Origin of the sequence: Mycobacterium sp. (genome assembly GCF_035570115.1) — a bacterium.
In the GTDB taxonomy this organism is placed as follows: Bacteria; Actinomycetota; Actinomycetes; order Mycobacteriales; family Mycobacteriaceae; genus Mycobacterium.
Window position 1 is genome coordinate 1 of the sequence record NZ_DATMLH010000149.1, and the last position, 24,821, is coordinate 24,821.

Here is a 24,821-nt window from a genome sequence, read left to right on the forward strand (position 1 = left end):
CATGCGTTCAGCCACCGCCATCATCACGTCGATCAGGGTTTCCTCGTCGTCGTCGATCACGGCGTCGCAATAGACCTGCAGGTAGGCGAACGGCCAGGTCTCGTCGAGTACGCAGAGGCTGACTTTGCCGTTGCGGGCCACCGCTTTGGCCTTGGCGCGTTCACCCATGGTCGCCACCAGCAGGTCGTCGTTGTCGTCGGGCACGTAGTAGACGATCGACATCGCCGGACCGTCCGATTTGCGGCCGTAGCCGAATACACAGGTCCGGTGGGTCCGGACGAATTCCCGCCGCTCAGAGGGCAGCATGTCGCGGTCCGTTGGCGCCTGAAACGGATCCTTCGACAGCGGCAACAGCCGCGCCGAAGCGCGATCGTGGTCATGGTTCGTGGTTTGGGGAGCAGTACTCATGGTCTGGCCTTCCAGCGTTATTATCGAGTGATAATAAGAGTACACTTCGAACGACGGAACGCAAGACCCCGACGCCGAAGAAGGTGCGCCTGCGCCGGGCGAGGACACCGGCGGTGCGGCTGGGGCGTTGTCGACGGTTGCGGCCGGTCGGCGTGAAAGGCGGCTGGGCCTAGCGGCCAAGACGCAGTCGCCGGGTGGCGTGTTGTTCGACCGTCCCCGCCGCTGGGTGGACACGTGAATGCCACCATGCGCCAGGACGAACGGTGGCACTCACGTCTGCTTGAACTGGGCCGACGCCGAAGCGGAGCGCTGAAATGGCAAGCCGCGCTGCTGTTTAGGCGTATCGAAACCGCAGGTAAAGCATTGTCAGGAAGACCTTGCCCATACCAACTAGGCGATACGCAGACGACCGCCGGTCCGTGGTGGGCTGTCGGCCGCCGGTCGTGCCGCCACTCAGTCGCGCACGGTCAGCCGGATGACAGCAGCCCCTGCGGATAAGGCGCGGCGAAGGTCGGCACGGTTCGGTTGTCCGTCCGGGTCGGTGTGAATTCCGGCGTAGCGAGCGTGCACGGGGTTACGGGGGAGGATCATCCGATAGAACTCGGCCGCGCGCTCCTCGTCGGTGATCACCTCGGCTTCGGCCAGGACGTCGGCTCCACGCAGACGGACCGGAACCAGCTCGCCCGGACGGAGGTTGCGTCGCCAGCCTGCGACGCTGCCGACCAACAGGGCACCGTCATGCTGGGCATATCCGACCGGATTGGAGTAACGACGGCCGGTCTTGCGGCCGGTCACAGTGATGATCAGCAATCGTTGGCTCAGCAGTCCGTGCAACGGCGACCGCAACAGTTTGCGAACGACCACATCGCTGGCACGTCCAAAAAGGGTGCCACTCATTTCAGCCTCCAAGGCCATTGACGAATCGTTATCACTCCCTCATATTATCGGATGATAATAGCTGTACACTCTTAACGATGCAACGCAAGATCCAAGCCCCGAACACAGTGCGCCTGCGCCGGAATAGGACCAATATCCGCGAGGCACTGCTGGAGTCGGCCCTGGTCGAGTTCGGCGCCAAGGGCTTCGACGGTGCATCGACGCGGACGATCGCGATGCGTGTTCAAGCGCACCAGCCGCAGATCAACTACCACTTCGAGTCGAAAGCGGCGTTGTGGATGGCCGCGGTGGATCACCTCTTCGGGCTCTGGGCTAAGGCGTTGGATGGCGTGATACCTACGAAGCTCACCGGGATTGATGTCGCGGCGCTTGCTACTGCGTTTGCCGAGGGGATCCGGCGGTTCGTGCGATTCGCCGCCGAGCATCCCGAACTCAACCAGATCATGGTCCACGAGGGCACGGCGGCCAGCGACCGGTTGACATGGATGACCGAGACCCACGTGAAGCCGGTCTTTGATGCCATTAGGCCGGCGTGGCAGATCCTTCGGGACGCCGGGGTTGCTGCACCTATCGACAGCGAGATCCTGTACTACGTGCTCATCGGCGCGGCATCGCTGCCGTACGTGAACGCCCCCGAAGTCCGCCTTCTCACCGGCCAGGATCCGAAGAGCCCCACGTGGATCGACGCTCACGCCAACGGATTGGTTGCCATCCTGCTGCCGGGATTAGCCGCCGGCTGACGAGCGGGCGTGGTCGCCGTGGCGACGGCGATGCTTTACTTGCTCGCGCGAGCAGATACTACGTATGGTGAAACTCATGGCAGCTAAGCCCGGCAGCAAGAGAGCACGAAGTACGAAGGCCGGAGGGGTGATCCCGCTTAGCGCGGGTGAATTCAAGGTGATTCGCGCCCTGCACCCGGGTTTTGTGACCATGATGCGGCAACTCGATGCTGACTTGCAGCGCGAGCATCGCATGTCGCACGCCGAATTCGTCGCGTTGATGTTTTTATCCGAGGCTCCCGACCGCACCTTAGGGCTCAGCGAACTGGCTCGGCGCTGCCAGCAGTCCTTGAGCGCAATTAGCCGTACCGTCGGGCGGATGGAGGCGCAGGGCTTGGTCCGCCGTGAGCAGTCCTCCCAGGACGCCCGCGCCTACAACGCTGTGCTCACCGATGCCGGGCTCACCCGATTGGAGCAAGCCGTCCCAACCCACTTCGCTAGCCTGCGTCGCCACCTATTCGATCACCTCAATGGTGTGGACCTCAAAGCCATCGGCAATGCCTTCGAACGCATCGCGGCCGCCGCCAGCGGAGACCCGCATGCAGTCCCCGATCAACCATCACCAGACACCCCGGTGGGGCGATACATCACGCCCTGAACGGGATTGCGCTTCCCATCCGCTCTGCGGCTTCCGTGCGGGGGAGTGAATCGCTAGGCCTCATCGAGGGGCGCGAGCACGGCGACGGAGATGGGGCTGGCCAGTAGCGGGCCCAGTTGGGCGCGGTAGTTGAGGTAGTGCTCGGTCGTGCGGTGGTGTTCGAGGGCGGCCGGGTCGTCGTAGCGCTCGATCAGCACCAGGTCGCCGTCAACGGGCACTTCGTAGAGGTTGTAGCTGTGGCATCCCGGCTCGGATCGGGTAGGACCGACCATGCCTTCGAGGAGGGCGCGCAGATCAGAGCGCTTTTCGGGGAGGGGGGCGAATCGGGCGATAACGCCTACGGGGTGGGACACGAGTAACTCTCCTGATGAGTGGGTGAGGTCACTTTGACAAGTGGTCTACTAGACGTTTTAATACGTATTATGACGACTGTCAAGCTTCCGACCACCGGGGCCACTCGAGGTGGGTTAGCCGAGGTGGTGGGCGATCGACAGGCATCCGGGATGGCTCTCGGATGCGATGTAATACGTTTCATGACGTCTGACAAGGATTCCCCTCGATTTGACCTCGCGGATGCTGACCTGCGCGTCTCCCGCGGAAGTGTGCCGGCGACCGCCCAGCTCGCGAAACTGTTGAAAGCGCAAATCCTGGAGCAGCGGCTCCCGCCGGGCAGTCGGCTGCCGACCGAACAAGAGTTGATCGAGCGTTCGGGGTTGAGCCGGGTAACCGTGCGCGCCGCGGTCGGGATTCTCGAAGACGAGGGCTGGCTAATCCGACGTCAGGGCTTGGGCACATTCGTGGCTGAATCGGTCAAACAGGAGTTGGAGTCCGGCGTCCGAACCATCACCGAAGTCCTCGTGAGCCGGGGAGTGACGCCCCACGTCGAGGTGCTGTCCCATGAAGTCGTCCCAGCACCGGAACGGGTGGGCGCCACTCTGGGGCGTTCGGAAGTCCTGCGGATCCAGCGGCGCTACACCGAGAACGATCAGCCGATGGCGATTGTGACCGCGTATCTGCCGGCAGATCTGCCCGACGATGCCGTCGAGCCGCTGCTGTCGGCAGAGCCCGCGACCGAGACGACGTACACGATGTGGGAACAACGACTCGGAGTGCGCATTGGCTCGGCCACCCACGAGATTCACGCCGCGGGCGCCTCCTCGGAAATCGCTGCAGCACTGGGGTTGTCGGTAGGCGCACCCGTTCTGGTGCTGCGGCGCACGAGTTACACCGACAAGGGCAACCCGCTGGAGGTCGTGGTCTTCCACCACCGTCCCGAGCGATACGAATTCTCCGTCACGCTGCCTCGGACGATGCCTGGGCGGCAGGCCGGAATGACCGAAAGGTAGGTAGTCCGATGACCGAATACAACGACGACCAGTCCCAACACGATGGCCCGCATTTCGGGTTGATTCTTGCGCTGGTGACACACGGACTCGCGATCAGCGAATATCCCGAGATGGTCCGGGTAGCCAACATCGCCGAAAGCTACGGCTTCAGTTCAGCCTGGGTGTGCGATCACTTCCTGACGTTGAGTCCCGACGACTACGCCCAGGACGCCGGCATTGGCGGCGATGGTCAGCGCCAAAAGGGAACGCGGCCGGCGTCGACGCCTTTACTAGAGGCATGGACAGCGCTGAGCGCGCTCGCCCGCGACACGGCAAATATCCGCCTCGGGACCAGCGTGCTGTGTAACTCCTACCGTCATCCCTCAGTACTGGCCAAGATGGCAGCCACGTTGGACGTCATCTCCGAGGGGCGCTTGGACCTCGGGTTGGGCGCCGGCTGGTTTCAGCGCGAATTCGAAGCGTACGGAATCCCGTTCGCGCCGGTGGGGGATCGAGTCTCCGCTTTCGGTGAGGCGCTGGAGGTGATCAAGGCGATCTGGACGCAGCCCAACCCGGTGTACTCGGGCCGGTTCTACACGCTGGACGGCGCCGTCTGTGATCCACCGCCCTTCCAGAAGCCACATCCACCGCTATGGGTCGGAGGGGAGGGGGACCGGGTGCACCGGATTGCCGCCCGGTCTGCGCAGGGAATCAACATCCGGTTTTGGTCGCCCGAGAAAGTGAGGCAGCGCAAAGATTTCCTTGCGCAGGCTTGCGCCTCAGTTGAACGTGATCCCTCGACACTACGATTTTCACTGACCGCGTTGCTCGCACCGACCCATTCCGCCGAACAGGAAGCCCAGATCAGAGCGGAGTTCTCGGCAATTCCAGATCCGGGTCTGATCGTCGGCCCCGCGGATAAGTGCATCGAGCGGATCAATGAGTATTACGAATCCGGAGTGGACACATTCCTGTTCACGATTCCGCATGTTGCACAATCGGAGCTTATACATACCGTTGGCGAAAAGGTCCTTACGGCATTCCGGGGAGCTGCTATCCGAAGCTGATGAATCGCTCTCATCATTTTAACTAGGTAGCCAATAAGTAAGGATTAGTTCTGTGATGCATGCCAAAAACAGCTTGACCGACAACGCCGATTCCTACCTGGAATCTACCGAATACCTCGACGCGGACCACCCGTTAGTGGCCGCGCTCGCGGACAAACTCACACACGGCGCGGAGTCCGATGTCGAGCGGATCAGGGCGATCTACCTCTATGTCCGCGATCTTCGGTACGACGTTCTCGAGTCCTTCCGCTATCTGGCGGCCGGCCAGCGCTCGGCCAGCGCCGTCCTCGAGCACGGCGTCGCCTTCTGCATGGGTAAGGCCAGCTCATTCGTGGCGTTGTCACGGGCCGCGGGCGTGCCCGCACGCGTCGCATTCCAGACGCTCGACTCTCCCGAAAAGGAGTTCCTCTCACCGGAGGTTCGCGCACTCTGGGGCGGCAAACGCGGTCGACCGTTGCCTTGGCACTCGCTGGGGGAAGCCTTCCTGAACGGCCGCTGGATCAAGCTCGACGCAACAATCGACGCGCCGACGGCCGCACGGCTCGGCAAACCTTACACGCAGGAATTCGACGGGATCACCGACATCCATACCATCGAAGGCCCAATTCTCCGCGAGAATGGCAGCTACGCCGATTACCCGCCGGAAGTCGGGCAATGGTACGAGGAACTTGCGCGTACAGTTCTCGAAACGCTGAACTCGCCTGAAGGTCGTAAGAAAATTGCCGACGACGACGATCTCTGGGCGGGCCCGCAGCTCGAAGACGTAGCACGCCGGGCAGTTCAATGATTATCAGCGGCAGTTCTTTTAACTGCCTCCGCAAGCGTCGATCACCTTTTTTCAATCCAATTTTTCTGCAATCACCTACCGGACCTCAAGGAGGGCTCCATGTCGGTCTCACAGATAGTTTCGATTAACCCCGCCACCGAAGAAATCAATGCCACCTTCGAGCCAACCCCGGCCCGAAACGTCGACCGCGCCCTGGGCTGTGCGGCGACCGCCGCGCAGACGTGGCGGGCACTGCCGATCAGCGAGCGGGCGAAAAGCCTGTTTGCCATGGCGGACGCGCTGCGCGCCAACAGGGAGCGACTCGCCCTGCACATCACCCAGGAGATGGGCAAACCGCTCCTGGAGTCGCTGGCCGAAGTCGATAAAAGTGCGTGGTGCTGCGAGTTCTACGCCGAGCACGGGCCGGCGATGCTCGCCGACCAGCCGGTGTCCACCTCGGCCAAGCGGTCCTATGTGTCCTACGAGCCACTGGGGCTGGTGTTGGCAGTCATGCCCTGGAACTTCCCACTGTGGCAAGTCTTCCGGCTTGCCCCTCCGACACTTCTGGCCGGCAACGGGATCGTGCTCAAACACGCGGACAACGTGCCGCAATGCGCACTCGACATCGCCGAGATCATTGATCAGGTGTGCCCACCCGGCCTGTTCACCACCCTGCTGGTGGGCACCGAACAGGTCGCCGACCTCATCGCCGACGACCGAATCCACGCAATCACGCTGACGGCGTCAACGCAGGTCGGGCAGCTGGTGGCCGCCACCGCGGGCCGTCACCTCAAGCGCCAAGTGCTCGAACTCGGCGGCTCTGATCCGTTCATCGTGCTGGCGGACGCCGACGTCGCCGCCGCCGCGGCCGCCGCCGTCTCCGCGCGTAACCACAATGCCGGGCAGAGCTGTATCGCCGCCAAACGGTTCATCGTCGAAGACGCGATCCGCAGCGAGTTCACCGAAGCGTTCGCCGCCGGCGTCGCGAAGCTGACGGTAGGCGACCCCATGCTCGAGAGCACCCTGGTGGGGCCGCTGGCCAAAGCGAGCATCAGGCAGTCGCTGACAGGTCAGGTTGAGCGCAGTGTGTCGGCCGGGGCGCGGTTGATCACCGGGGGAACACCGCTGGAAGGGCCTGGGTACTTCTTCAACCCCGCGGTCCTCGATGACGTAACCCCGGGGATGGCGGTTAGCGCCGAGGAGACGTTCGGTCCTGTCGCCGCGATCATGGGCGTCCCGGACGCCAGTAGTGCGGTCGAGGTGGCCAACGCGACGGAATTCGGTCTCGGGGCGAGCTTGTGGACCTCGGATCTGGAGCGTGCAGCCACGCTGATTCCCCAGCTCGAAGCCGGCGCGGTGTTCGTCAACGACATCGTGACGTCCGACCCGCGTATCCCCTTTGGCGGCATCAAACGCAGCGGCTACGGCCGCGAGCTCGGCACCTTCGGCCCGCGCGAGTTCACCAACGTCAAAACGGTGTGGATCGGTCCCTCGCCCGACCCGCGGACACCCCACTTATCGGAATAGCACTTCAATTGAACAAGGAAAAATGACCAATGAAAATCATGCCACTGTCGGAAATCAAACAACTCGTCACGACCGAGCTTTACATCAGCGGGCGGTTTCAGCCGGGCTCCGGGACAAACGCGATCTCGGTTACGAACCCCTTCGACAACGAAGAGATCTGCCGTGTCGTGCCCGCGAGCGAGGCGCAAGTCCAGAATGCGATTGAGGCCGCAGCGACGTCCTTCAAATCACCAGCGTGGCAGTCGCTTACGGGCCGCGATCGCGGAACGCTGCTGTATCGACTCGCCGAACTGCTGCGCCGCGACCTTGAAATATTCGCAACCCTGGAAGCCGTCGACACCGGGATTCCCATCCGAGAGACCAGGATGGAGGTCGCCACCTCGGCGCAGCATTTGGAATACTATGCCGGGTTTGCCGGCAAGATCGAGGGTCTCTACCAAGATCTTGGGCCCCGATTCAACTACGTCCGGCGGGAGCCGTACGGCGTCATCGGCCAGATCGTTCCGTGGAACACGCCGCTCAAACTCATGGCCCGCGGCTTCGCCGCAGCCGTCGCCTGCGGAAACACCATGGTCGTCAAACCCTCCGTCGTCGCGCCGCTCAGCGTTTTGAGATTCGCAAAGACCGTGCAAGAAGCCGGATTTCCGCCGGGCTCCGTCAACATCATCACGGGCAGCGGCCGAACAGTCGGCAAGGCGATCGTCGAGCATCCTCAGGTCCGCAAGATCATCTTCACCGGCGGAACGGAAGGCGGGCACGAAATTCTTCAACAGGCGGTGCACACGGTGACGCCGGCCGTTCTCGAGCTTGGCGGCAAAGGACCCATCATCGTTTGTGAAGACGTCGACTGGAACGAGGCCATCGACGGCGTCCTGACGCAAGCGTTCGCGCGCAAAGCGGAGGTGTGCTTTGCCGGCACCCGCTTGTTTGTGCCCGCCAGCATGCATGACAAATTCATCGCGGACCTTGCCGCGAAGGCAGCAAAAATCCCGATGGGGAATCCACTGGACGCTCGCACCCAGCTCGGGCCACTGATGTCTTCGGAACGTCTAACCGACATCATCGAAAAAATCGACAAAGCGCGGGCCGATGGCGCGAACGTCTACTGCGGTGGAGACAAGGTCCGACAGCCGGGCCTCGAGAAAGGGAATTTCCTTCCGCCGACGATACTCACGGACGTGACGCCGCGGATGTCGGTGGCGCGCGACGAATTGTTCGGTCCGGTCCTCTGCGCAATGGCTTACCGCGAGCTCGCTGATGCCGTGGCGATGGCGAACGATTCCGACTATGGGCTCGCGAGCTACGTCTGGTCCAACGATATTCGGAAAAGCACAAAAATCGCCAATGCCTTGGAATCGGGCAACGTCTTTATCAACTCGTATGGCTATCAGTCCGAGATTCCGTTCGGCGGCTACAAGATGAGCGGAATCGGTCGCGAGCACGGCGGTGAAGCCATCCATGAATACACCCAGGCCAAAAGCATCACCGTCGGCCTCGAACGATTCAAATCCCGCTTCGAGGTCTGACCGAGCTTTCGGTAGGGGAGCCTCTGGGTGTGACAACCCGGTCGGCGTGTCGACACGGGGACAGCACCCGTCCTGAAATGCTCCGAAAGGGCATATCGACCAATGTGATTCGCTCGAGAGCGAAACCGCGCGGGTGAACAGCGCAACGAGCCCCAACCGCAGCGAACTGGCGAACGTCTGGCGGCAACTTGACCGAAGCCGCAATCATTCACACGGCGCTTACCGCAGCATGAAACCCGAGTTGGTCTGATTGTGGACTTCGCCCCCACCACGCAAAGCTAGCCGGCTTCCTGGGATGCGAGCGGCTGGCGCGACACCGATTTGTCGTAATTACGCATGACACGGCGTTTCATTGCGCCGGTCCGGTGCGCACCGATAACGCCGATGATGGCGTTGCTGATCACGTGCGGCGCCTCATCCAAGAGCATGTGACCGGCGGTGGGCCGGTGTACGCGCATCGCCCCGGGGATACCGAGTGCCAGGTCGTGGGCATGCGACGGCGGGGTGAGCCTGTCCGCGCCACCACTGATGACCACTGTCGTGGCTGTGATGGAACTCAGAGTCCGATACTGGTCGTAGTGGCGTAGAGCGCGCAGAAAGCCGGCTTTCGTTGCAACTGGGGTGGCGTTGACGGTCGCAGCCGACACCGCGACAAGCGCGTCCCGGCTCGCTGTACCGTATCCGCCATATCTGACAACGGCTCCGCATACCGGCCGGGCAAGTGCACGAAGGACACGGTCTGCGACGGCGCGCGGTGCGTGGTCTGCGAGTTCGTAGAAGATGTCTGTGGCGGGGTTGGCCAGGAGCCGGCCCAGGCCGCGCTCGGCGAGTTTGCCCGCCGCGGTGGCGACGAGGATGAGCCCAACGGGTTGGACAGGTCGCTGGCCGGCGGGGCGACCCAGGTAGGCCAGAGCCGCCATGCCGCCCATGGAATGTCCGGCAAGCGTGAGGGGGCCTCTGACGCCGAGGGATACGAGCACATCGGCGAGGTCGGCGGCCAGCCGGTCGATGTGGTAGGTGTGCATCGGTGCGGCCCCGGAGTCGCCGTGGCCGCGGTGGTCGTAGCTGATGATCCGGACGCTGTCACCGTATTGACGACGCAGGTGACCGATCTGGATGTTCCAGGAGTTTTTGTTCAAGCAGAGCCCGTGGAGAAGGACGACGGTATGGGCGGCGTCTCGAGATCCGTACTCGCGGACTGACAGTGACACGCCGTCGCTTGTCCTTACCGTTCGTTTGATGCCAGGAAGCCGAACTCCGGGGCGGTCGCCCATCATCGCGCTGTCGGTGCCGTCGGGCGCGTGCTTGACGCCGGCCTCGGCGAGTTGGCGGTTGTAGGAGGCGGCGCGCAGGCTGCCGACCAAGGCGAGAATCCGGATGCTCATTTGGGGTCTCCTAGCCAAATAATTGCTTGCGCCAACAATAATATACTTGCTTGCGCGGACAAACAAGAGGTATCCTTGAGGGACGACACGCGGCAAGTAGGGTGCACCCACGGACCGCGCAGGGGCACAAGGTGATCAGCGCACTGGACACGGAGTTCATGGTTGATGCGACAATTCGACGCCGATCGGCAAGGGCCCAGCGCATGCGGATAACGGTCATCGGACTGGGCAGGATGGGCCGCGCGCTCGCCGACCGGTTGCTCGACGAGGAGGACTAAGTGAACAAGAACGCGGCCACAAACGATCGCCAGACCACCGTGAGCATGACGGTTCTCATGACGCCCGATATAGCCAACTTTTCCGGCAACGTGCACGGCGGCGGGATCCTCAAGATCCTCGACCAGGTCGCTTTCGCCTGTGCCAGCACGTACGCCCGCGGCTATGTCGTCACCCTGTCTGTCGACCGGGTGCTGTTCCGCGAAGCCATCCACGTCGGTGATCTGGTGACCTTCTCCGCCGCTGTCAACTACACCGGCAGAACATCAATGGAGATCGGAATCCGGGTTGATACTGTCGATATCCAACGTGGAACACGCCGACACACCAACAGCTGCTACTTCACGATGGTCGCCGTCGACAGCGACGGTCGCCCCGTCGAAATCCCTGCCCTGCAACCGAAAGACCCGGTCACCGTCAAACGATTCCACGCCGCGCAGCGACGCCGCGAAGCCCAGCGCAAACATTTCCAGGAGTCCACGTAATAATTGGCGCTGGTCCCCCTCAGGGCCATCGGTCACGAAGTGCAAGAACATATTTCGGGAATCAACGTGCGGAATGAACTTCCGTTGGTGCTTGCGGTGCCACACGCGGCGCAGCTGCTGGGAATCAGCCGTGCCGCCGCTTACCGGCTGGTCGCCTCCAGTTGACGCCAGTGACCTGGTCGCACAAAGACTCGCCTCGGCCGCCGAGCATGGCACTGGTCCGTCACCAATTGCGGCGGATTGCCCAGGGATGCCTGGCCGCGCGCTGCAGCGCTGACGCTCCTGGCTGCAGGCCTCTGCCCGACGCCGTCCGCGACACCGATTGCTGCAGAGATTTAGCTCGCCGCAATCGTATTCGCGGCCTCGGTAGCCGCATATGAACTGGCACTGGCCGCCAGGGTGGTCACAAACATGTCATGCACCGCCCCCGCCTGGGCGCTGACCGCCTGATACATCTGCGCTTGCGCGGTGAATTGCGCCGCCGTCAACGCCGAAACCTCGTCGGCTGCGGCGGGAATCACCCCAGTCGTCGGGCCCGCCGCGGTGGCATTGCGGCCACTCAAGGCGGAGCCAATTGTCTGCAAATCACTTGCCGCCGCTGTAAGCATCTGCGGCTGTGTAGTCACAAACGACATCAGGATTCTCCTTCCCTCGATCGTTCACCTGCTGACATCTGCAGCAGAGGCACCGAATCTTGCTGTTCCACAAAGGAATCAGATTCTGTGTCGACACCACGTAGCCGCTGACGTGCGTTTCGGTTTGTCTGTCGACCGTGGCGGTCGCGGTCAAAGTTGGCTCCACACGGCTATTGGCGACCAAGCCGTCGAGGCCGTCAGCGGTGGCAACAGACTGGTTGCTCTGTCCTGTCAGCGTGCTCATAACCATGATGGGCGGTCGTTTTTGCGTGGTCGGGTGTTGCGTTGAGGCGTCCGGTATCGGGGGGTAGTACCGCGTCCGGTCAGCTGTGCCATCGGCAGCGCGCTCCACATGGCCGGCGGCATACCTGTTGAGATCGGTTCGGCGGCCAGGGTGATGTCCGATACCGTCGCGACGGGCGGTGCACTGGGCGCGGCCGCGGTCCAGCTCGGCGGCACCGACAACGCACCGGCCGTGACTGCCCTGCCGAGGTTCGCCGACGCTGGCGCAGCGGCCCCAATTCGGTCCACCAGCACACCGGTGCCCGAAGCGCCCCCACTCGTGGCGAGCAACGCCGATCCTGCGGCCCCGCTGCCGCTGGAAGCGAGCCCCGGCGCCTGCGCCACCGTCCCGACGATGCCCAGCACGATGTCCACCATCCCCACGGACCCGGCCCCGCTTCCCACGCCCGCACCTACCGTGCCGATGCCCCCGGCCAGGACCCCGGCGTCCGGGGCCAAGCTGGCCAGTAGGTCCACCAGCGACGACGAGGACGACGTCGATGTCGATGATGCGAGGCTCTGCAGCGCCTGGGGCAAGGCGGAGACCAACTGCGGGGCCGTCGACATGATGGTCTGTGCGGAAGTGCCGGGGGCGCTGCCGGCGGCATGGGTGACGGCGGCGGATTGCGCGGCCAACCCGGCCGCATTGGTGGTGGGCACCGGTGCGGTGAACGGTGTCAGCTGGGTTGCGCTCGCGGAGGACCCGGCATAGCCGTACATGGCGGCGGCGTCTTGGGCCCACATCTCGGCGTAGTGGGCCTCGGTGGCCACGATCGCCGGGGTGTTCTGACCCAGGATGTTGGTGGCCACTAGCGCCGCCAACAGGGTGCGGTTCGCCGCGATCACCGGCGGCGGCACCGTCATCGCAAACGCCGTCTCGTAGGCGGCCACTGCTGCGCGGGCCTGGCTGGCGGTCTGCTCGGCCTGCCCGGCAGTACTGCTCATCCACGCCAGATAGGGAGTGGCCGCGGCCGCCATCGACGCCGATGACGGCCCCAACCATGCGTCACTGGTCAACCCTGAGACCACCGAACTGTAGGACGCTGCCGTCGAGTACAGGTCTTCGGCGAGATCGTCCCAGGCCGTCGCGGCGGCCAGCATCGGCGCTGACCCGGGTCCGGCATACATGCGCGCGGAGTTGACCTCCGGCGGTAGCGCCCCGAAATCCAGCACCGCAGTCCTCCTTGCTTGCGCGAACGCTTCGCCACCAACGCCGCCACGCGTCATGGCTTCTGTGGGGCGGCCTCGGTAGTGGCTCGGGCGGCCGCGGCCAACGTGGCCAGGGCTTCGGGCATAGCGGTGGCGACTTCGTCGTCATCTGCCGGGTGGGTGGTGGCGAATCGTTCGGCTGCCCGGGGCACGGACAGGGCGATGTCGTCGAGCACGCGCGCTCCGGCGACGCGGGCGGTTTTGCGGGTGTCCTCGTGCGCCCGCACCCCGCCGTAACGCCCACCGGAGGTGCCCACGACAGCGACCGGCTTGTCGACGATTGCCCCGCTGTGGAAGGGGCGTGAGGTCCAGTCGATGGCATTTTTGAGCCCGGCGGGGATGCTGCCGTTGTATTCCGGGGTGACCAGCAGCAGCGCATCGGCGCGCTGAACGGCGTCGCGCAGCGACTGGGCCGGGCCCGGGACGTCACCTGGCCGGTCGAGGTCTTCGTTGTACAACGGCACTTCAGCCAGTCCTTCGAAAATCTCGACGTCGGTGCCGTCGGGGGCGTGCTTGACGGCGGCCTCGGCGAGCTGGCGGTTGTAGGAGCCGGCGCGCAGGCTGCCGACCAGGGCGAGAATCCGGATGCTCATTAGGGGTCTCCTGTCCGCAATTAATTGCTTGCGCCAACAACTATACACTTGCTTGCGCGCACAAACAAGAGGTATCCTTCAGGCACGACACGCGGCAAGAGGGTGCCCCCACGGACCCCTCAGGAGCACAAGGTGATCACCGCACTGCCCACGGCGTTCACGGAGGGTTATGAGCTCGCGATGCCGCAGACCGGCCTACCCTTCCGAAGGAGGAGATCCTATGCGTGCCTTACGGTTTGATCACTTCGGCGATCCGCATGTATTGCAGGTCGCCGAGCTCGCTGATCCCGTCGCCGGCGACGGCCAGGCCGTCATCGCCGTCAAGGCGGCCTCGGTGAACCCCTCGGATGTCAAGAATGTCGTAGCTGCGACCATGACCACCGTTAGCAAACGAGACACCCCTCGCAACAACGGGTTTCAGCGCACCGACGGATACCACGTCGTCGTGTTCAGCTCCGCCGCGGCGGCCGTGCCGTTGCGTCCCACGACGATCGCCCACCAATTGATCGACGCCATCCGAGTTGTCGGCGCCGCCTTGCACCGACCCCCCGCGTGCCGACACTACCCGGAGCGTCGCCTCGAGCGTTTCTTCGAGCGGACGCTCATGGAACGCGAAATGTGCAGACTCTAAGATCATCTCGCCACGCGCGATGGGTGGGAAGAACTCGCCCACCAACAGGTGCGGGTGGATGGCTCCTACTCCCATACCGCCGTAATCGGTTGGCCAGCTTAGGCTGAACCACTCATTGTCCAGGATGAGAATCAACCGCGGACGCTTCGGCGTTGCGCGTCGTCACGACTACCTTGATCGCATCGTCGATGTGTTCGCGGGAGTAGCGCAACGCCGTGGGCAGGTCGTGCAGGCCGAATGTGTGGGTGTGGATCTTTGTGGCATCGAAGCGTTTCTGCGACATCAACGCCTCGGCGCGATGCGTGGCACTTTTGCCCTCGCCGCGGATGCCATAGACGTAGATGTTATTGCGCACGATATGGGCGACATCGATCGACGCCGGCTCGTGCCGGGAAGGCGGCGAGGCAGATGCGGCCACCACGGTTGAGCATGCGCGCTGCCTGGTTCACGGCATCGGGGGCGCCAGAGCACTCCAGTACGTAATCCAGCCCCTTGCCGCCAGTGATACGACGTACCGCTTCGACGGGATCCTGGTTACGCACGTTGATCACGTGATCCGCGCCCAACCCGCGACCGATCTGTAGGCGGTTGTCGCGGGTCCCGGTCAGAACGACCGGTGATGCCCCCAGTGCCTTGGCCACAGCGACGCCGAGCAGTCCGATCGGTCCCGGCCCAAGCACGGCGACACCGTCTCCGGCCACCAGCCCGCCGAGTTCGGTGAACCCGTACATCGCGGTGCCTGCCGTGACGACCAGCGTGGCCTCGACGTCGGACATGCTGTCGGGGAGGGGAATAAGGGTGTTGATGTTGTTGACGGCGTATTCGGCGAATCCACCGTCGGTGGTGAAGCCGTTGGCGCGATGGCCCTTATCGACGTCACCGTAGTTCAGGCCGTAGTTGAGGCAGGCGGTGTACATGCCCTGGCGGCAGCGCTTGCACTGCCCGCAGTCGGCATGGACCTCCACGGTGACGCGCTGGCCGATGCGGTACTCGTCCACGCCCGGTCCGAGCGCCGCCACGGTGCCCATGTATTCGTGACCCGGGGTGAACATCTTGTTGAACGGTTCGCCGCCGCCGATGATCGCCGGCGCGCCGTGGTGGATGATCTCCAGGTCTGTCGCGCAGATCGCCGCGGCATCGATGCGCACCAGCACCTCGGCGCGTCCCGGTATCGGAATCGGCTTGTCCACCAGGGTGAGCTCGCCGGGATCGCCGAGTACCCAGGCCCGCATATGCTCGGGCAGCGGATACGCGGCGTCGGTTTCGATCTCGGTTTGATGGCTCACAGCGTCTTCTCCTTGCGTGTGTCTCGGCCCGGCTGTCAGCCCGATCCGGAGGATCCGTCGGCGGCCAATCGGTCGGCGGTGGCTTCGGGCAGCAGCAGCGACGCCAGCACCAGCGGGTAGACGTCGATTACCCACTGCAGCCCAGAAGCCGACGCATGCGGCTCAGTGCCGATCGACGGGAACGCGACGTTGAGCACGCCGAAATCCGAGAGGCTGACCCGGATCTGCCGATCTCGCTATGGCGCCAGTCACGGCGAACGCCGGCCGTACTCGACCAGGGCGGTGATGTCGTGCGTCTCCCACCCATCCTGAGCCACTTGCCGGTAGGCGTCGCGCGCGGCCTCGGTGACGGGCAGCGGTGCCCCGCTGCCCTTGGCGAGGTCCAAGAAGAGCGTCACATCCTTGGCGCCCTGCACGGTGTTGAACCAACCGGCGTGGTCGGGGTCGAAGAAGACGTCGATGCGGTTGCGCAGACCCGGCGGCATCATTGCTGATTCGCGCAGGGTGGCCGCCAAAGTCGTGTCGTCGACACCCGCCGCGCGGCCCGCTCGTAGGGTCTCGGCGATCACCGCCAGCTGCACCAGCAGCATCTGGTTGTGCAACAGCTTGATGACCGCTGCGGTCTGCGGGTCCTCGCCCACATCGAGTGCTCCGGCGACCGCCTTCCACAGCGGTAGCAGCGCCGCGCGGCCCGATCTCGGGCCGCCGACGATGAACTTGGCCGCACCCGAGCGCAGGGCCTGCGGCGCCCCGATGATCTGCGCGTTGACGAACCGCTCACCGTAGGCGTGCGCCAGAGCAGTGATGACATCGGGAGCCACCGTGCCGGTGTTGACCACCAGGGTCTGTGCCCAGCTCGCTCGCGCCTGACCCTTGGGGGCCGCCACATCGAGGGTGCTCTGGTCGTCGGCCAGGCACAGGAACACGGCATCACACGGGTCGCCGATGTCATCGGCAGAGCCCATGACCTGGGCTCCTTGTTCCTGGAGCGCACCAGCCCGGCCAGGGGTCCGGTTCCACACGCTTAACTGGTGGCCCTCCTCGAGCAACCGCTCGGCCAGCGCACGCCCCATCCTGCCCAGCCCGATCACCGCTATCCTCATGCGCTGCTCCCTTGCTTGTGCCCCGGCGATGGGGCCGCCTGACCCTGCTTCTCATAGGCCTCGTAGCCGATATCGTCGACCGCACCGACCCCGGTGAAGAAGTGCAGGACCTGGCTGTCCACGTTGCCCACGTTGCTGATCTCGTGCCAGTTCCCGCGCGGGACCACAAGGACATGTCCGGGCGCCACCTCGATGGGGGAGCCTGGCACGCCGAGAAACTGCACCACCCCGCTCAACGGGATGATGACCATGTCGGCGTAGGGATGCCGATGCATGTGATGGACGAAGCCGGGCGGAAACGTCATCTGGTCGAGAACCACACCCTCGGTGCCCGTGAGAACCTTGCTGAGCAGGTGGCGGTTGACCTGATAGCCGGTGATGTCCCACCTGGTGAACACTTCGTGCTCGATCTCCTCGATGTCCAGCAGTTTGACTTCTGACATGGCTATGAACTCCTATCCGTGAATTCCGGTCGATTGGTCTTGACCTGCGCCAACCATTTGCGGCAAGCCCGGATGGTTTCTCATCATGACTCCGGGACAAGCTGTCGACGGTTGGGGACCGCTGCGGCGAGAGCGGCCAAAATGGTGGGCATCGCGTCGGCGATCTCGTCATCGTGCGCGGGGTGGGTGGTCGCGAATCGGGTCGCTCCGTCCGGCACCGACAGTGTGACGTCATCGAGCACGCTCGCGCCGGCGATGCTCGCTACTTTGCGAGCGTCGTCGTGGGCCCACACCCCGCCGTAGCGGCCATTGGATACGCCGATAACAGCCAACGGCTTTCCGCTGATCACCCCGGCTCCGTGCGGGCGCGAGATCCAATCGATGGCGTTCTTGAGCGGGGCCGGGATGCTGCCGTTGTATTCGGGCGTGACGAGTAGCAGCGCGTCGGCGGACTGAACTTCGACGCGCAGCCAGTCTGCGGCCGCAACTGCGCCTGGGCGATCGAAGTCTTCGTTGTAGAAGGCCACGTCGGCCAGGTTCTCGAAGATCTCGACGTCGACGCCGTCGGGTGCATGTTTGACGGCCGCCTCGGCGAGCTGCTTGTTGTACGAGCCGGCACGCAGGCTTCCGACCAAGGCCAGAATTCGGGTGGTCACGGGGCTCTCCATTTCGCTGGAATTTGCTTGCGCCGACAAACGTATCATTGCTTGCGCGAACAATCAAGCGTAAAGTCGGGAGCATGACAGGAAGCCGCTCGATGACATCGCTCACAGACGACGAAGTGAGAGTGATCGATAGGCTGCGCCCGGCGGTGTCGGCGCTCTTTCGCCGCTTCGACGCCGACCTGCAGCGAGAACAGCGCCTTTCGTTCGGCGATTACATCGTGTTGTTTTTCGTGTCCCAGGCGCCCGACCAGACCCTGGGGCTCAGCGAGCTTGCGGCACGCTGCCAGCAGTCGCTCAGTGCGATCAGCCGTACCATCGGGCGGCTGAAAGCCGACGGCCTTGTGCGCCGCGAGCAGTCAACCCACGACGCGCGTGCCTACAACGCGGTCTTGACCGACGCCGGGCTGGCCCGACTCCAACGGGCTACGCCCCTCCACCACAACTGCGTCCGCCATTACCTGCTGGATCAGTTGCACGGTGTCGACCTGCGCGCCCTCGGCACTGCGCTCGAACGCATTGCCGCCGCGGAGGATTCCACATCTGCACCCAGCGCGTGACCGCAGACCACCATCGTCCGAGACTCGCCACCCGACGTCATCTTCGTCGGTCCCATGCCGGCTCGTTGAGTCGAGGCCGCTTCTTTGTTTGTGAGCGACGGCACAGGTTGGACTCCGTCAGGGGAGTTGCTTGGTTACGCAAGCAAGTATAAGCTTGTCCACGCAAGCAAGTTCATCCAACTTGGAAGGATTCCCCACCATGACCGCAGCCCAGAAGATCGATCGGCATGGCAATCGTCGTTACGCCGACGAAATCCACAACTTCACGGCGTCCCCAGAGCTGGCCGCCAGTCTGCAGCGCGTGCTGGTCGACCTGGTTGAGCTTCACCTGCAGGGCAAGCAAGCACACTGGAACGTCATCGGCTCAAACTTCCGCGACCTGCACCTGCAGCTCGACGAGCTCGTTGACGCCGCCCGGGACGCCAGCGACACCATCGCCGAGCGGATGCGTGCCCTCGACGCCGTTCCCGATGGCCGGTCCGAAACGGTCGCGGCAACGACGAGCCTGCCGCAGTTCCCGGCCAACGAGGTAAACACCGGCGATGTCGTCGATCTGGTGACCGCACGGACGTACGCAACGGTCGACACCATTCGTGATGTGCACGACGCCGTCGACGCCGTCGACCCCAGCACGAGCGATCTCCTCCACGAGGTCATCGACTCGCTGGAGAAGCTCGCCTGGATGATGAAATCCGAGAACCGCAAGATTTAACCCGGCATACGGCGACTCGGCTTGGCCCGAATCGGTTGGGGTCCAGCCGAAGTCGCCGCCGCGGGGCGCCCAGTGTCCGGATCTGTGGATTACTTGTCGCTCTTCATGTTGCAGCGAGGACCCGCGCTCAACGAAATTGGAATTAGTCGAACTAGGCCCGACCTGCACCCCTACCCGCCACCGAGGAAAAGAACATGTGGCGGCGCATCACGGCCGTGCATGCATTCCCGTTGACGGGAACATCGGGCACAGAGGTACCGATATGCAGCTAGCTGGGGACCGAAGACTCCCGCTGTCAGGGGCACTGATGGGTACCAGCGGTGACGACGCGGGCTGCCCGGCGCGCGACTATATCGACTGGAACAACGGACGTCGGAATCTACCCGCGATGAAGCATTCGGACTCGCGGAGTGCATCTCTCAGTATCAAGTCTCACCACCGCTTTATTTCGAGGAAAGAGCATGACATGACTACTCAACACCACCAAGTGATCACGAAAATATTGATCGGTGCTGCTGTCGCTCTCAGCGCTTACCTTGGGGGAGCGGCACCAGTGCGCGCCGACGGGAACCCGATCGGCAGCGCCCCGAACCCGTTCGGCGGCCTCAGCTGTAGCTGCCGAGAGACAGCTCCGCCCGGCAGCCCAGCTCTGAGGGAAGGGGTAGATCGGGGAATCCGTGAGGGTCGCACTGCCTGGTTGCTAAGACTTCACCATTGACCCAGCCCTGGCAATCGCCGTGACTTTGCGGCTGCCGTTCAACGTGCCCGCCGTGTTGACGCCGTCTCACCGGTCGCAGCCTGACGTGATCGTCATGCCGAATATGGTTCAGGCTCAACGGAACTCGACCTCGGCATCGACCGACGGTTGCCGGGCGTTACTGAAGTCGCTGTGTACTGCGTTGTTGCCGAATCCCTGACGAATGCGGCCAAATAGTCGCGAGCGTCCGTGGTTAAAGGGCGTGCCGACATCTGGAGTGCAAACCTCAATTAGTGCCAAGATCTCTTGGTTACCACAATTGGTGGTCATTGAGAATCTCCTCGTTGATGTTGGAACACTCACTGTTTCGTCGTAATCCGGGCTGGGCGCTCAGGAAGAGTGCTCCGGTGTTGACAGTGCGACTACCGTGCGGCATCCGCGGCGTTCACGCGTGCGTTGTAGGAGTTGACTGGGGTTGTCCGGGCGTTGATGAGAGTGGGTCGGTCGCGATCGGCCATGCCGGCTTCGACCAGTTTGCTCACGTCGTCGGTGCTGTGCGCCTCATGTGCGTCGACGCCGTAGCTGGCGGCGGTGGCGACAATGTCGAGGCCGGGGATGTCCAGACCGGGAACACCGGGGGTCTTCTCCCAGCCCGCGAACTCTTTCACCACGCCGTATTCGGCGTTGGAGGCAACCACGATGGTGACCGGAATCTGGTAGCGCGCCGCGGTCCACAGCGCCGTGATCGCATAGTGCATGGACCCATCGCCCATCAGCGCGACCACGGGCCGGTCGGGGGCGGCAAGTTGGGCGCCCACCGCAGCGGGCAGCCCGAAACCCAGCCCACCGCCAGCGGCCGACAGGTGCGAGAACAGTCCGTCCGGTGTTCAACAAGCTCAAGATTCGCCCCCGTAAGCAACTTCGCGTGTTGGCCACCCGCAGAAACCAACCTCGCAGCGAGGTCTGTCTGGTCGCGGCGCACACCAGCGACCTGGCGGCGGCGCGGGACTGCGGGCTGAAGACGGTCTTCGTGCGCCGGCCACTGGAATACGGGCCGAATCGCGCCGGCCCGCCGCAGCCCAGCCAGGACTGGGAGCTGAGCGTCGACGATCTGGTCGAACTGGCCGCGGCGCTCGGCCTCTAAACCCGACACCGTCGGCGTATTCGACACAGCCGCTGCGCTGCCGGATGTGTGTGGCGGCCCTTGGGTTCGGCCCGGGAAATTGGGCTAATGGTTTGGGAGTTTGTGCAGGTGATGTTCGACAGTGCGCGGGCTCATGAACAGTTGGGCAGCGATTTCCGGGTTGGACAGGCCCTCGCCGGCCAGCCGGGCGATCTGGGTCTCCCGGGCGGTGAGCTGGTCGGGGGTATCGGTGGTGCGTTTGCCTACACGCTCGCCGGTGGCACGCAACTCGCGCGCGGCTCGTTCAGCGAACCCGGTTTCCTGGTCGAGCACTTCGGCTCCCTCGTGGATAACCTCCGATATCGATGGATCTTCGCAACTGCGGTTATCTGGCTCGTTGGTGAGTTCGGCGGGAAAGCGGGTGAGCTGGTGCCGAATCATGTTGCGGTGCACGAAAAGAGAGCTGGCAGGAGTTCGACTGTCGAGAAACACCTCTTCGGTGTCACCCGGCCGCGCCGCATGCTCGGCGCCCATACCAGTAGCTGAGTTTCCCAGTGTGAGTTAGCAACAGCGGCTTTCAGGGCGATCGCTTACGGGCTTGGGCTGCTGGCGCCGTGATGTCCCAAGGCCGCTGCTGCTGCTCTGCCGGCGATGCGTCCCGAGAAGAGGCAGCCGCCAAGGAACGTCCCTTCCAGCGAGTGGTATCCGTGGACGCCGCCGCCGCCGAAGCCGGCGACCTCCCCGGCGGCGTACAGCCCGTCGATGGGTTGGCCGTTGACCCCGAGCGCGCGAGAGGACAAATCGGTTTGATGCCTCCGAGGCTTTTGCGGGTCAGGATGTGCAGTTTGACGCCGATGAGCGGCCCGACGGCGGGATCGAGGATGCGGTGCGGAGCGGCGGTGCGAGCGAGGCGGTCCGCCAGGTAGCGCCGCGACTTGTGGATGCCCTGGACTTGAGCGTCCTTGCTGAACGGGTTAGCCATCTGCAGGTCGCGGGCTTCGATCTGGGCGCGCACGGCACCGGGGTCGAGAAGCGGTGCGTCGGTTAGGTTGTTCATGCCCGCGATGAGTTCCTCGAGGGTGTCGGCGACCACGAAGTCCGCGCCGTGTTGTTTGAACGCCTCGACCGGGGCGGGTGCGCCCTTGCCCAGGACGCGTTCCTGGATAACGGCGCGCCGGTTCTTGCTGGTGATGTCGGGGTTCTGCTCGGATCCCGACAGCGCGGACTCCTTTTCGATGCCTTGGTCTACTGCGGCGGTGGCAGCGTCACCACGCTGAAGGCGGCACCTTGCGGGTCGGCCAAGACGGCACTGCGCCCAACCGACGCGCCCCCGCGCCCCACCAGCCGGGCCCAAGGGACGTCGAACGGCTTCACGACGACCTGCCCGCCCTCCCCGGCTGCCTTGGCCGCCGTGGCGTCCGCATCGTCCACCGCGAAGTAGATGCGCCAATGGTTGGGCACGTCGGGCATCGGCGGTTCCGTACAGCCGCCGACATCGTGCCCCCCGACCTTTAGCATGTGGTACGTCTGGCCCGGAGCCGCCGCCACGCTTGAGTGGGTCACGCCGAGCACGGCTTCATAGAACGCCAGCGCCGCATCCGGTTTGTCCGTGACCAATTCGTTCCAAAAGAGTGCGCCGGGCTCGTTGACCAGCGTGGCGCCGATGTGCCGGTTGGCCTGCCACAGCCCTGCAACGGCGCCGGTCGGATCGGCGACGAAGGCCATCCTGCCGGCATCCCCCACGTCGAAGGCCGGCATCAGCACCTGGCCGCCAGCCGGTGTAACCAACTCAGCCGTCACATCGACGTCGTCCACCGCGATGTAGGTGTTCCACATCGGCGGCCCCCCTTGCGGGGCACCCGGCGGCATCGGCGCGATGGCCGCCACTGTCTTCCCGTTCAGCGTCGCCACGGAATACACGCCGCCACCGGGCATCGGGCTGTCGTCGTAACTCCACCCCAACAAAGATGCGTAGAACTCCTTGGCGGCGGACTGATCGGCGGTCTGCAGGTCGACCCAGTTCGGGGTGCCCTGCACGTATTCGGTTTCCGTTGGCACGACAAATCTTTCGTTAATTGGTGGATGGTTCGGCAACGGCCGCCGTAGAACCCCCTGGCCGGGAAGCCGCCCCACGAGGTCGGGGAGCAGGTTGCGCCGCTCATCTGGTCAGAATCGCTGAGGCAGTCGCAACGAGAAGCAGGAGAAGACTGACATGGTCAACCTTCCGATCAATCCGAAAATCGATCAGCCGCTGGGAATTACGCGTCCTTCATCGTGACTTCGGCAGCAGACCAGTCGGGGGGTGCGGCATCAAGCGGCACGCCCAACGACGCGATAAACACCGCAGTCATCAGGTACTGGGCAGCAAGCAGCGTGATTTCAGCGACTTCATTGTCCGGAAAGTGCTCCCGCAGTGCAGATAACGTCTCTTCCCTCGCGCCGAGATCGTGCACTACGGAATCCACATATGCCATGAGCGCCGCTAGCGCTGGATCGTCGAAGTCATGGAAGGACGGGTCCGTGATTGAACTGAACAGCGCCTCGCTGGTCCCCGTACGGAGCACTTCGGGGTGATGCTGCAGGAGTTCGTACTCGCAGCCGGTTGCAGCCCCAACCCGGACGATCACCCGCTCGCGCACCATCGGTGAAATCTTCGCTTTCCGGAACGCTCCGGAAAATTTCAGATAGGGAAGGGTAACGCCCTGAGTGTGTAGCATCATCCTCGTCAAGTTGATGGGGAATAATTTGAATATTGCCTCGTCCTCAGGAGTAAGACACGGGTACGGGAAGTCAGTCATAACAGTACGATTCCTCATTTGATCGATCGACGGAAAAGTGTTGGCTGGCACTTAATTGCGCCGGGCACACCCCTTAGACAGTTAGAACTTGCTTAGATCAGGGAAAGCGCGGATCGGATCAGCTCCATCCCAGCCAGCCGCCGACTCACGGATCAGTTTGAAGAAGCGGCCTTTGGGGCCTATTACCTCAGATAGTTCGATCACGGTTCCAGGGTGACAACCCGGATCGCTGATGTTCTTCTCGAAATAGACGAATCGGCCGTGCGGGCCGATCACCCCGCTCGCTGCTGGGCTGAACCCATTTTCTTTTGCCCGGGCCGCATCAGCGTCGAAGTCCTCGGTCCAATAGGCAAAGTGTTGAACTCCGGCGAGGCCGGCATTCAAGAAGTCTCGGTACAGTGTCGGGATGTCGTCTCGCGGCTGGATGAGTTCGATTTGCATGGCGTCCAAATTTGCCAACCCTACCGACACGACCGGGTCGTAGCCCGTGTCGCCGCGGTAGATGTAGTCGGATGCGATCATCTTTGGGGCGTAATACCACGGCCCGACGCCCAGCTCGTTGATCCAGTAGTTAATCGCCGCTTCGACATCGGGTACTACGTAGCCCATTTGACGGATTTCACTAATGAATTTCGCCATCAGTAACCCCTTCTCCACTCATTTCGGATAAGGATTGCCGCCTGTCGGACCGATGGGATCCGGCATCCTTAGCCGATCATCGACGAACCGTTCGCCGACGGCGTCCATTCGTCCCAATAGTTAGCGGTCGAGCGGCACACCCGAAACGATGCGCCTGGGACGCCCACGTTCGCGTCCGTGGAACTCCCTAGCCGGCTCCCCTGCCACAGAGCCGCTGCGCTGTCGGATGTGTGGCGGCCCTTCGCGTCGGAGGTGACGCGGACGACACGGTGTTGTTGCGAGAGCTGAAGGCGAGCTTGTTGAGACGTGGCGCAGCAGCTCGTCGACAGTTCGCGCCCACTGAAGAGCGGGGCAGCGATTTCGGGGTTGGGCAGGCCGTCGCCGGCGAGCCGGGCGATCTGAGTCGCCC

General features: G+C 63.6%; 31 protein-coding genes and 2 pseudogenes. 13 read left to right on the forward strand and 20 right to left on the reverse strand.

The features are described from left to right. Both VNW74_RS14335 and VNW74_RS14340 read right to left on the reverse strand, forming a co-directional pair. A partial coding sequence (locus VNW74_RS14335; protein ID WP_325677889.1) for a pyridoxamine 5'-phosphate oxidase family protein occupies positions 1-408 on the reverse strand: 408 nt, incomplete at its 3' end. A gap of 453 nt (positions 409-861) precedes the next feature. Beyond that, complete coding sequence (locus VNW74_RS14340) at positions 862-1,305, reverse strand: nitroreductase family deazaflavin-dependent oxidoreductase (protein WP_325677891.1); 444 nt, start codon at positions 1,303-1,305, stop codon at positions 862-864. Between the two features lie 77 nt (positions 1,306-1,382). Between VNW74_RS14340 and VNW74_RS14345 the strand changes: the two genes are divergently transcribed. Continuing rightward, positions 1,383-2,045 (forward strand): TetR/AcrR family transcriptional regulator, encoded by a 663-nt coding sequence (locus VNW74_RS14345; RefSeq protein WP_325677893.1) that lies wholly within the window; start codon positions 1,383-1,385, stop codon positions 2,043-2,045. A gap of 76 nt (positions 2,046-2,121) precedes the next feature. Continuing rightward, a complete protein-coding gene (locus tag VNW74_RS14350; protein ID WP_325677895.1) occupies positions 2,122-2,682 on the forward strand; it encodes a MarR family winged helix-turn-helix transcriptional regulator in 561 nt (186 codons plus the stop codon). Between the two features lie 53 nt (positions 2,683-2,735). On the opposite strand, the gene VNW74_RS14355 is transcribed toward VNW74_RS14350, so the two are convergent. Further along, positions 2,736-3,035 (reverse strand): putative quinol monooxygenase, encoded by a 300-nt coding sequence (locus VNW74_RS14355; RefSeq protein WP_325677897.1) that lies wholly within the window; start codon positions 3,033-3,035, stop codon positions 2,736-2,738. A 180-nt stretch (positions 3,036-3,215) separates the two neighbouring features. Here VNW74_RS14355 and VNW74_RS14360 point away from each other — a divergent pair, with 180 nt between their 5' ends. From VNW74_RS14360 to VNW74_RS14380, 5 genes are all read left to right on the forward strand, one after another. After that, entirely contained in the window at positions 3,216-4,028 is an 813-nt protein-coding gene (locus VNW74_RS14360; protein ID WP_325677899.1) for a GntR family transcriptional regulator, read from the forward strand. A gap of 8 nt (positions 4,029-4,036) precedes the next feature. Beyond that, complete coding sequence (locus VNW74_RS14365; protein WP_325677901.1) at positions 4,037-5,074, forward strand: LLM class flavin-dependent oxidoreductase; 1,038 nt, start codon at positions 4,037-4,039, stop codon at positions 5,072-5,074. Positions 5,075-5,129: 55 nt separating this feature from the next. Further along, positions 5,130-5,861, forward strand: coding sequence for a transglutaminase family protein (locus VNW74_RS14370; protein ID WP_325677989.1), 732 nt, complete (start codon positions 5,130-5,132; stop codon positions 5,859-5,861). A gap of 99 nt (positions 5,862-5,960) precedes the next feature. Further along, the gene (locus VNW74_RS14375) at positions 5,961-7,367 is read left to right on the forward strand and encodes an NAD-dependent succinate-semialdehyde dehydrogenase (RefSeq protein WP_325677903.1); all 1,407 of its coding nucleotides are present in this window, start codon (positions 5,961-5,963) and stop codon (positions 7,365-7,367) included. 29 nt (positions 7,368-7,396) lie between these two features. After that, entirely contained in the window at positions 7,397-8,893 is a 1,497-nt protein-coding gene (locus VNW74_RS14380; protein ID WP_325677905.1) for an aldehyde dehydrogenase family protein, read from the forward strand. 278 nt (positions 8,894-9,171) lie between these two features. On the opposite strand, the gene VNW74_RS14385 is transcribed toward VNW74_RS14380, so the two are convergent. After that, entirely contained in the window at positions 9,172-10,278 is a 1,107-nt protein-coding gene (locus VNW74_RS14385; RefSeq protein ID WP_325677907.1) for an alpha/beta fold hydrolase, read from the reverse strand. 131 nt (positions 10,279-10,409) lie between these two features. Here VNW74_RS14385 and VNW74_RS14390 point away from each other — a divergent pair, with 131 nt between their 5' ends. Both VNW74_RS14390 and VNW74_RS14395 read left to right on the forward strand, forming a co-directional pair. After that, on the forward strand, positions 10,410-10,556 hold the full coding sequence (locus VNW74_RS14390; RefSeq protein WP_325677909.1) for a hypothetical protein: 147 nt from the start codon (positions 10,410-10,412) through the stop codon (positions 10,554-10,556). Between the two features lie 45 nt (positions 10,557-10,601). Next, on the forward strand, positions 10,602-11,039 hold the full coding sequence (locus VNW74_RS14395) for an acyl-CoA thioesterase (protein WP_325677991.1): 438 nt from the start codon (positions 10,602-10,604) through the stop codon (positions 11,037-11,039). Between the two features lie 335 nt (positions 11,040-11,374). On the opposite strand, the gene VNW74_RS14400 is transcribed toward VNW74_RS14395, so the two are convergent. The 3 genes from VNW74_RS14400 to VNW74_RS14410 all read right to left on the reverse strand — a co-directional run bounded on the left by VNW74_RS14400 (position 11,375) and on the right by VNW74_RS14410 (position 13,758). Then, positions 11,375-11,674: a PE family protein gene (locus VNW74_RS14400; protein WP_325677911.1), complete on the reverse strand. Its 300-nt coding sequence runs from the start codon at positions 11,672-11,674 to the stop codon at positions 11,375-11,377. Between the two features lie 240 nt (positions 11,675-11,914). Next, the gene (locus VNW74_RS14405; protein ID WP_414686686.1) at positions 11,915-13,126 is read right to left on the reverse strand and encodes a PPE family protein; all 1,212 of its coding nucleotides are present in this window, start codon (positions 13,124-13,126) and stop codon (positions 11,915-11,917) included. Between the two features lie 53 nt (positions 13,127-13,179). After that, positions 13,180-13,758 carry an NAD(P)H-dependent oxidoreductase gene (locus VNW74_RS14410; protein WP_325677915.1) on the reverse strand — a complete coding sequence of 193 codons (579 nt, stop codon included), beginning with the start codon at positions 13,756-13,758 and terminating at the stop codon, positions 13,180-13,182. 220 nt (positions 13,759-13,978) lie between these two features. On the opposite strand from VNW74_RS14410, the gene VNW74_RS14415 reads away from it, so the two are divergent. Continuing rightward, a complete protein-coding gene (locus VNW74_RS14415) occupies positions 13,979-14,389 on the forward strand; it encodes a hypothetical protein (protein ID WP_325677917.1) in 411 nt (136 codons plus the stop codon). A 112-nt stretch (positions 14,390-14,501) separates the two neighbouring features. On the opposite strand, the gene VNW74_RS14420 is transcribed toward VNW74_RS14415, so the two are convergent. The 6 genes from VNW74_RS14420 to VNW74_RS14445 all read right to left on the reverse strand — a co-directional run bounded on the left by VNW74_RS14420 (position 14,502) and on the right by VNW74_RS14445 (position 17,889). After that, positions 14,502-14,744 carry a hypothetical protein gene (locus tag VNW74_RS14420; protein ID WP_325677919.1) on the reverse strand — a complete coding sequence of 81 codons (243 nt, stop codon included), beginning with the start codon at positions 14,742-14,744 and terminating at the stop codon, positions 14,502-14,504. Continuing rightward, complete coding sequence (locus VNW74_RS14425) at positions 14,734-15,675, reverse strand: zinc-dependent alcohol dehydrogenase (RefSeq protein WP_325677992.1); 942 nt, start codon at positions 15,673-15,675, stop codon at positions 14,734-14,736. Before VNW74_RS14425 ends, VNW74_RS14420 begins: the two co-directional genes overlap by 11 nt. A gap of 35 nt (positions 15,676-15,710) precedes the next feature. Further along, positions 15,711-15,872, reverse strand: a complete 162-nt coding sequence (locus VNW74_RS14430) for a hypothetical protein (RefSeq protein WP_414686684.1) — start codon at positions 15,870-15,872, stop codon at positions 15,711-15,713. Between the two features lie 51 nt (positions 15,873-15,923). Then, positions 15,924-16,778 (reverse strand): NAD(P)-dependent oxidoreductase, encoded by an 855-nt coding sequence (locus VNW74_RS14435; protein ID WP_325677921.1) that lies wholly within the window; start codon positions 16,776-16,778, stop codon positions 15,924-15,926. Then, complete coding sequence (locus VNW74_RS14440; protein WP_325677923.1) at positions 16,775-17,221, reverse strand: cupin domain-containing protein; 447 nt, start codon at positions 17,219-17,221, stop codon at positions 16,775-16,777. The genes VNW74_RS14435 and VNW74_RS14440 overlap by 4 nt, the downstream gene beginning before the upstream one ends. 83 nt (positions 17,222-17,304) lie before the next feature. Next, positions 17,305-17,889: an NAD(P)H-dependent oxidoreductase gene (locus tag VNW74_RS14445; RefSeq protein WP_414686685.1), complete on the reverse strand. Its 585-nt coding sequence runs from the start codon at positions 17,887-17,889 to the stop codon at positions 17,305-17,307. 89 nt (positions 17,890-17,978) lie between these two features. On the opposite strand from VNW74_RS14445, the gene VNW74_RS14450 reads away from it, so the two are divergent. After that, the gene (locus tag VNW74_RS14450) at positions 17,979-18,443 is read left to right on the forward strand and encodes a MarR family winged helix-turn-helix transcriptional regulator (protein ID WP_325677925.1); all 465 of its coding nucleotides are present in this window, start codon (positions 17,979-17,981) and stop codon (positions 18,441-18,443) included. Positions 18,444-18,642: 199 nt separating this feature from the next. Then, complete coding sequence (locus VNW74_RS14455; protein WP_325677927.1) at positions 18,643-19,155, forward strand: DNA starvation/stationary phase protection protein; 513 nt, start codon at positions 18,643-18,645, stop codon at positions 19,153-19,155. A gap of 832 nt (positions 19,156-19,987) precedes the next feature. Here VNW74_RS14455 and VNW74_RS14460 read toward each other — a convergent pair. After that, positions 19,988-20,182, reverse strand: coding sequence for a hypothetical protein (locus VNW74_RS14460; protein WP_325677929.1), 195 nt, complete (start codon positions 20,180-20,182; stop codon positions 19,988-19,990). A 92-nt stretch (positions 20,183-20,274) separates the two neighbouring features. Then, positions 20,275-20,727 carry a thiamine pyrophosphate-dependent enzyme gene (locus VNW74_RS14465; protein WP_325677996.1) on the reverse strand — a complete coding sequence of 151 codons (453 nt, stop codon included), beginning with the start codon at positions 20,725-20,727 and terminating at the stop codon, positions 20,275-20,277. An 8-nt stretch (positions 20,728-20,735) separates the two neighbouring features. Here VNW74_RS14465 and VNW74_RS14470 point away from each other — a divergent pair, with 8 nt between their 5' ends. Beyond that, positions 20,736-20,996 carry a hypothetical protein gene (locus VNW74_RS14470; protein WP_325677931.1) on the forward strand — a complete coding sequence of 87 codons (261 nt, stop codon included), beginning with the start codon at positions 20,736-20,738 and terminating at the stop codon, positions 20,994-20,996. A gap of 84 nt (positions 20,997-21,080) precedes the next feature. On the opposite strand, the pseudogene VNW74_RS14475 reads toward VNW74_RS14470, so the two are convergent. From VNW74_RS14475 to VNW74_RS14495, 5 genes and pseudogenes are all read right to left on the reverse strand, one after another. After that, positions 21,081-21,287: pseudogene (locus tag VNW74_RS14475) on the reverse strand (helix-turn-helix domain-containing protein); the annotation flags it as partial. Between the two features lie 278 nt (positions 21,288-21,565). Continuing rightward, positions 21,566-22,212: pseudogene (locus tag VNW74_RS14480) on the reverse strand (FAD-binding protein); the annotation flags it as partial. An 8-nt stretch (positions 22,213-22,220) separates the two neighbouring features. Beyond that, entirely contained in the window at positions 22,221-23,033 is an 813-nt protein-coding gene (locus VNW74_RS14485) for a VOC family protein (protein WP_325677933.1), read from the reverse strand. Positions 23,034-23,233: 200 nt separating this feature from the next. Continuing rightward, on the reverse strand, positions 23,234-23,773 hold the full coding sequence (locus VNW74_RS14490; protein WP_325677935.1) for a carboxymuconolactone decarboxylase family protein: 540 nt from the start codon (positions 23,771-23,773) through the stop codon (positions 23,234-23,236). A gap of 81 nt (positions 23,774-23,854) precedes the next feature. Further along, a complete protein-coding gene (locus VNW74_RS14495) occupies positions 23,855-24,430 on the reverse strand; it encodes a VOC family protein (RefSeq protein WP_325677937.1) in 576 nt (191 codons plus the stop codon). Positions 24,431-24,821: the final 391 nt, after the last annotated feature.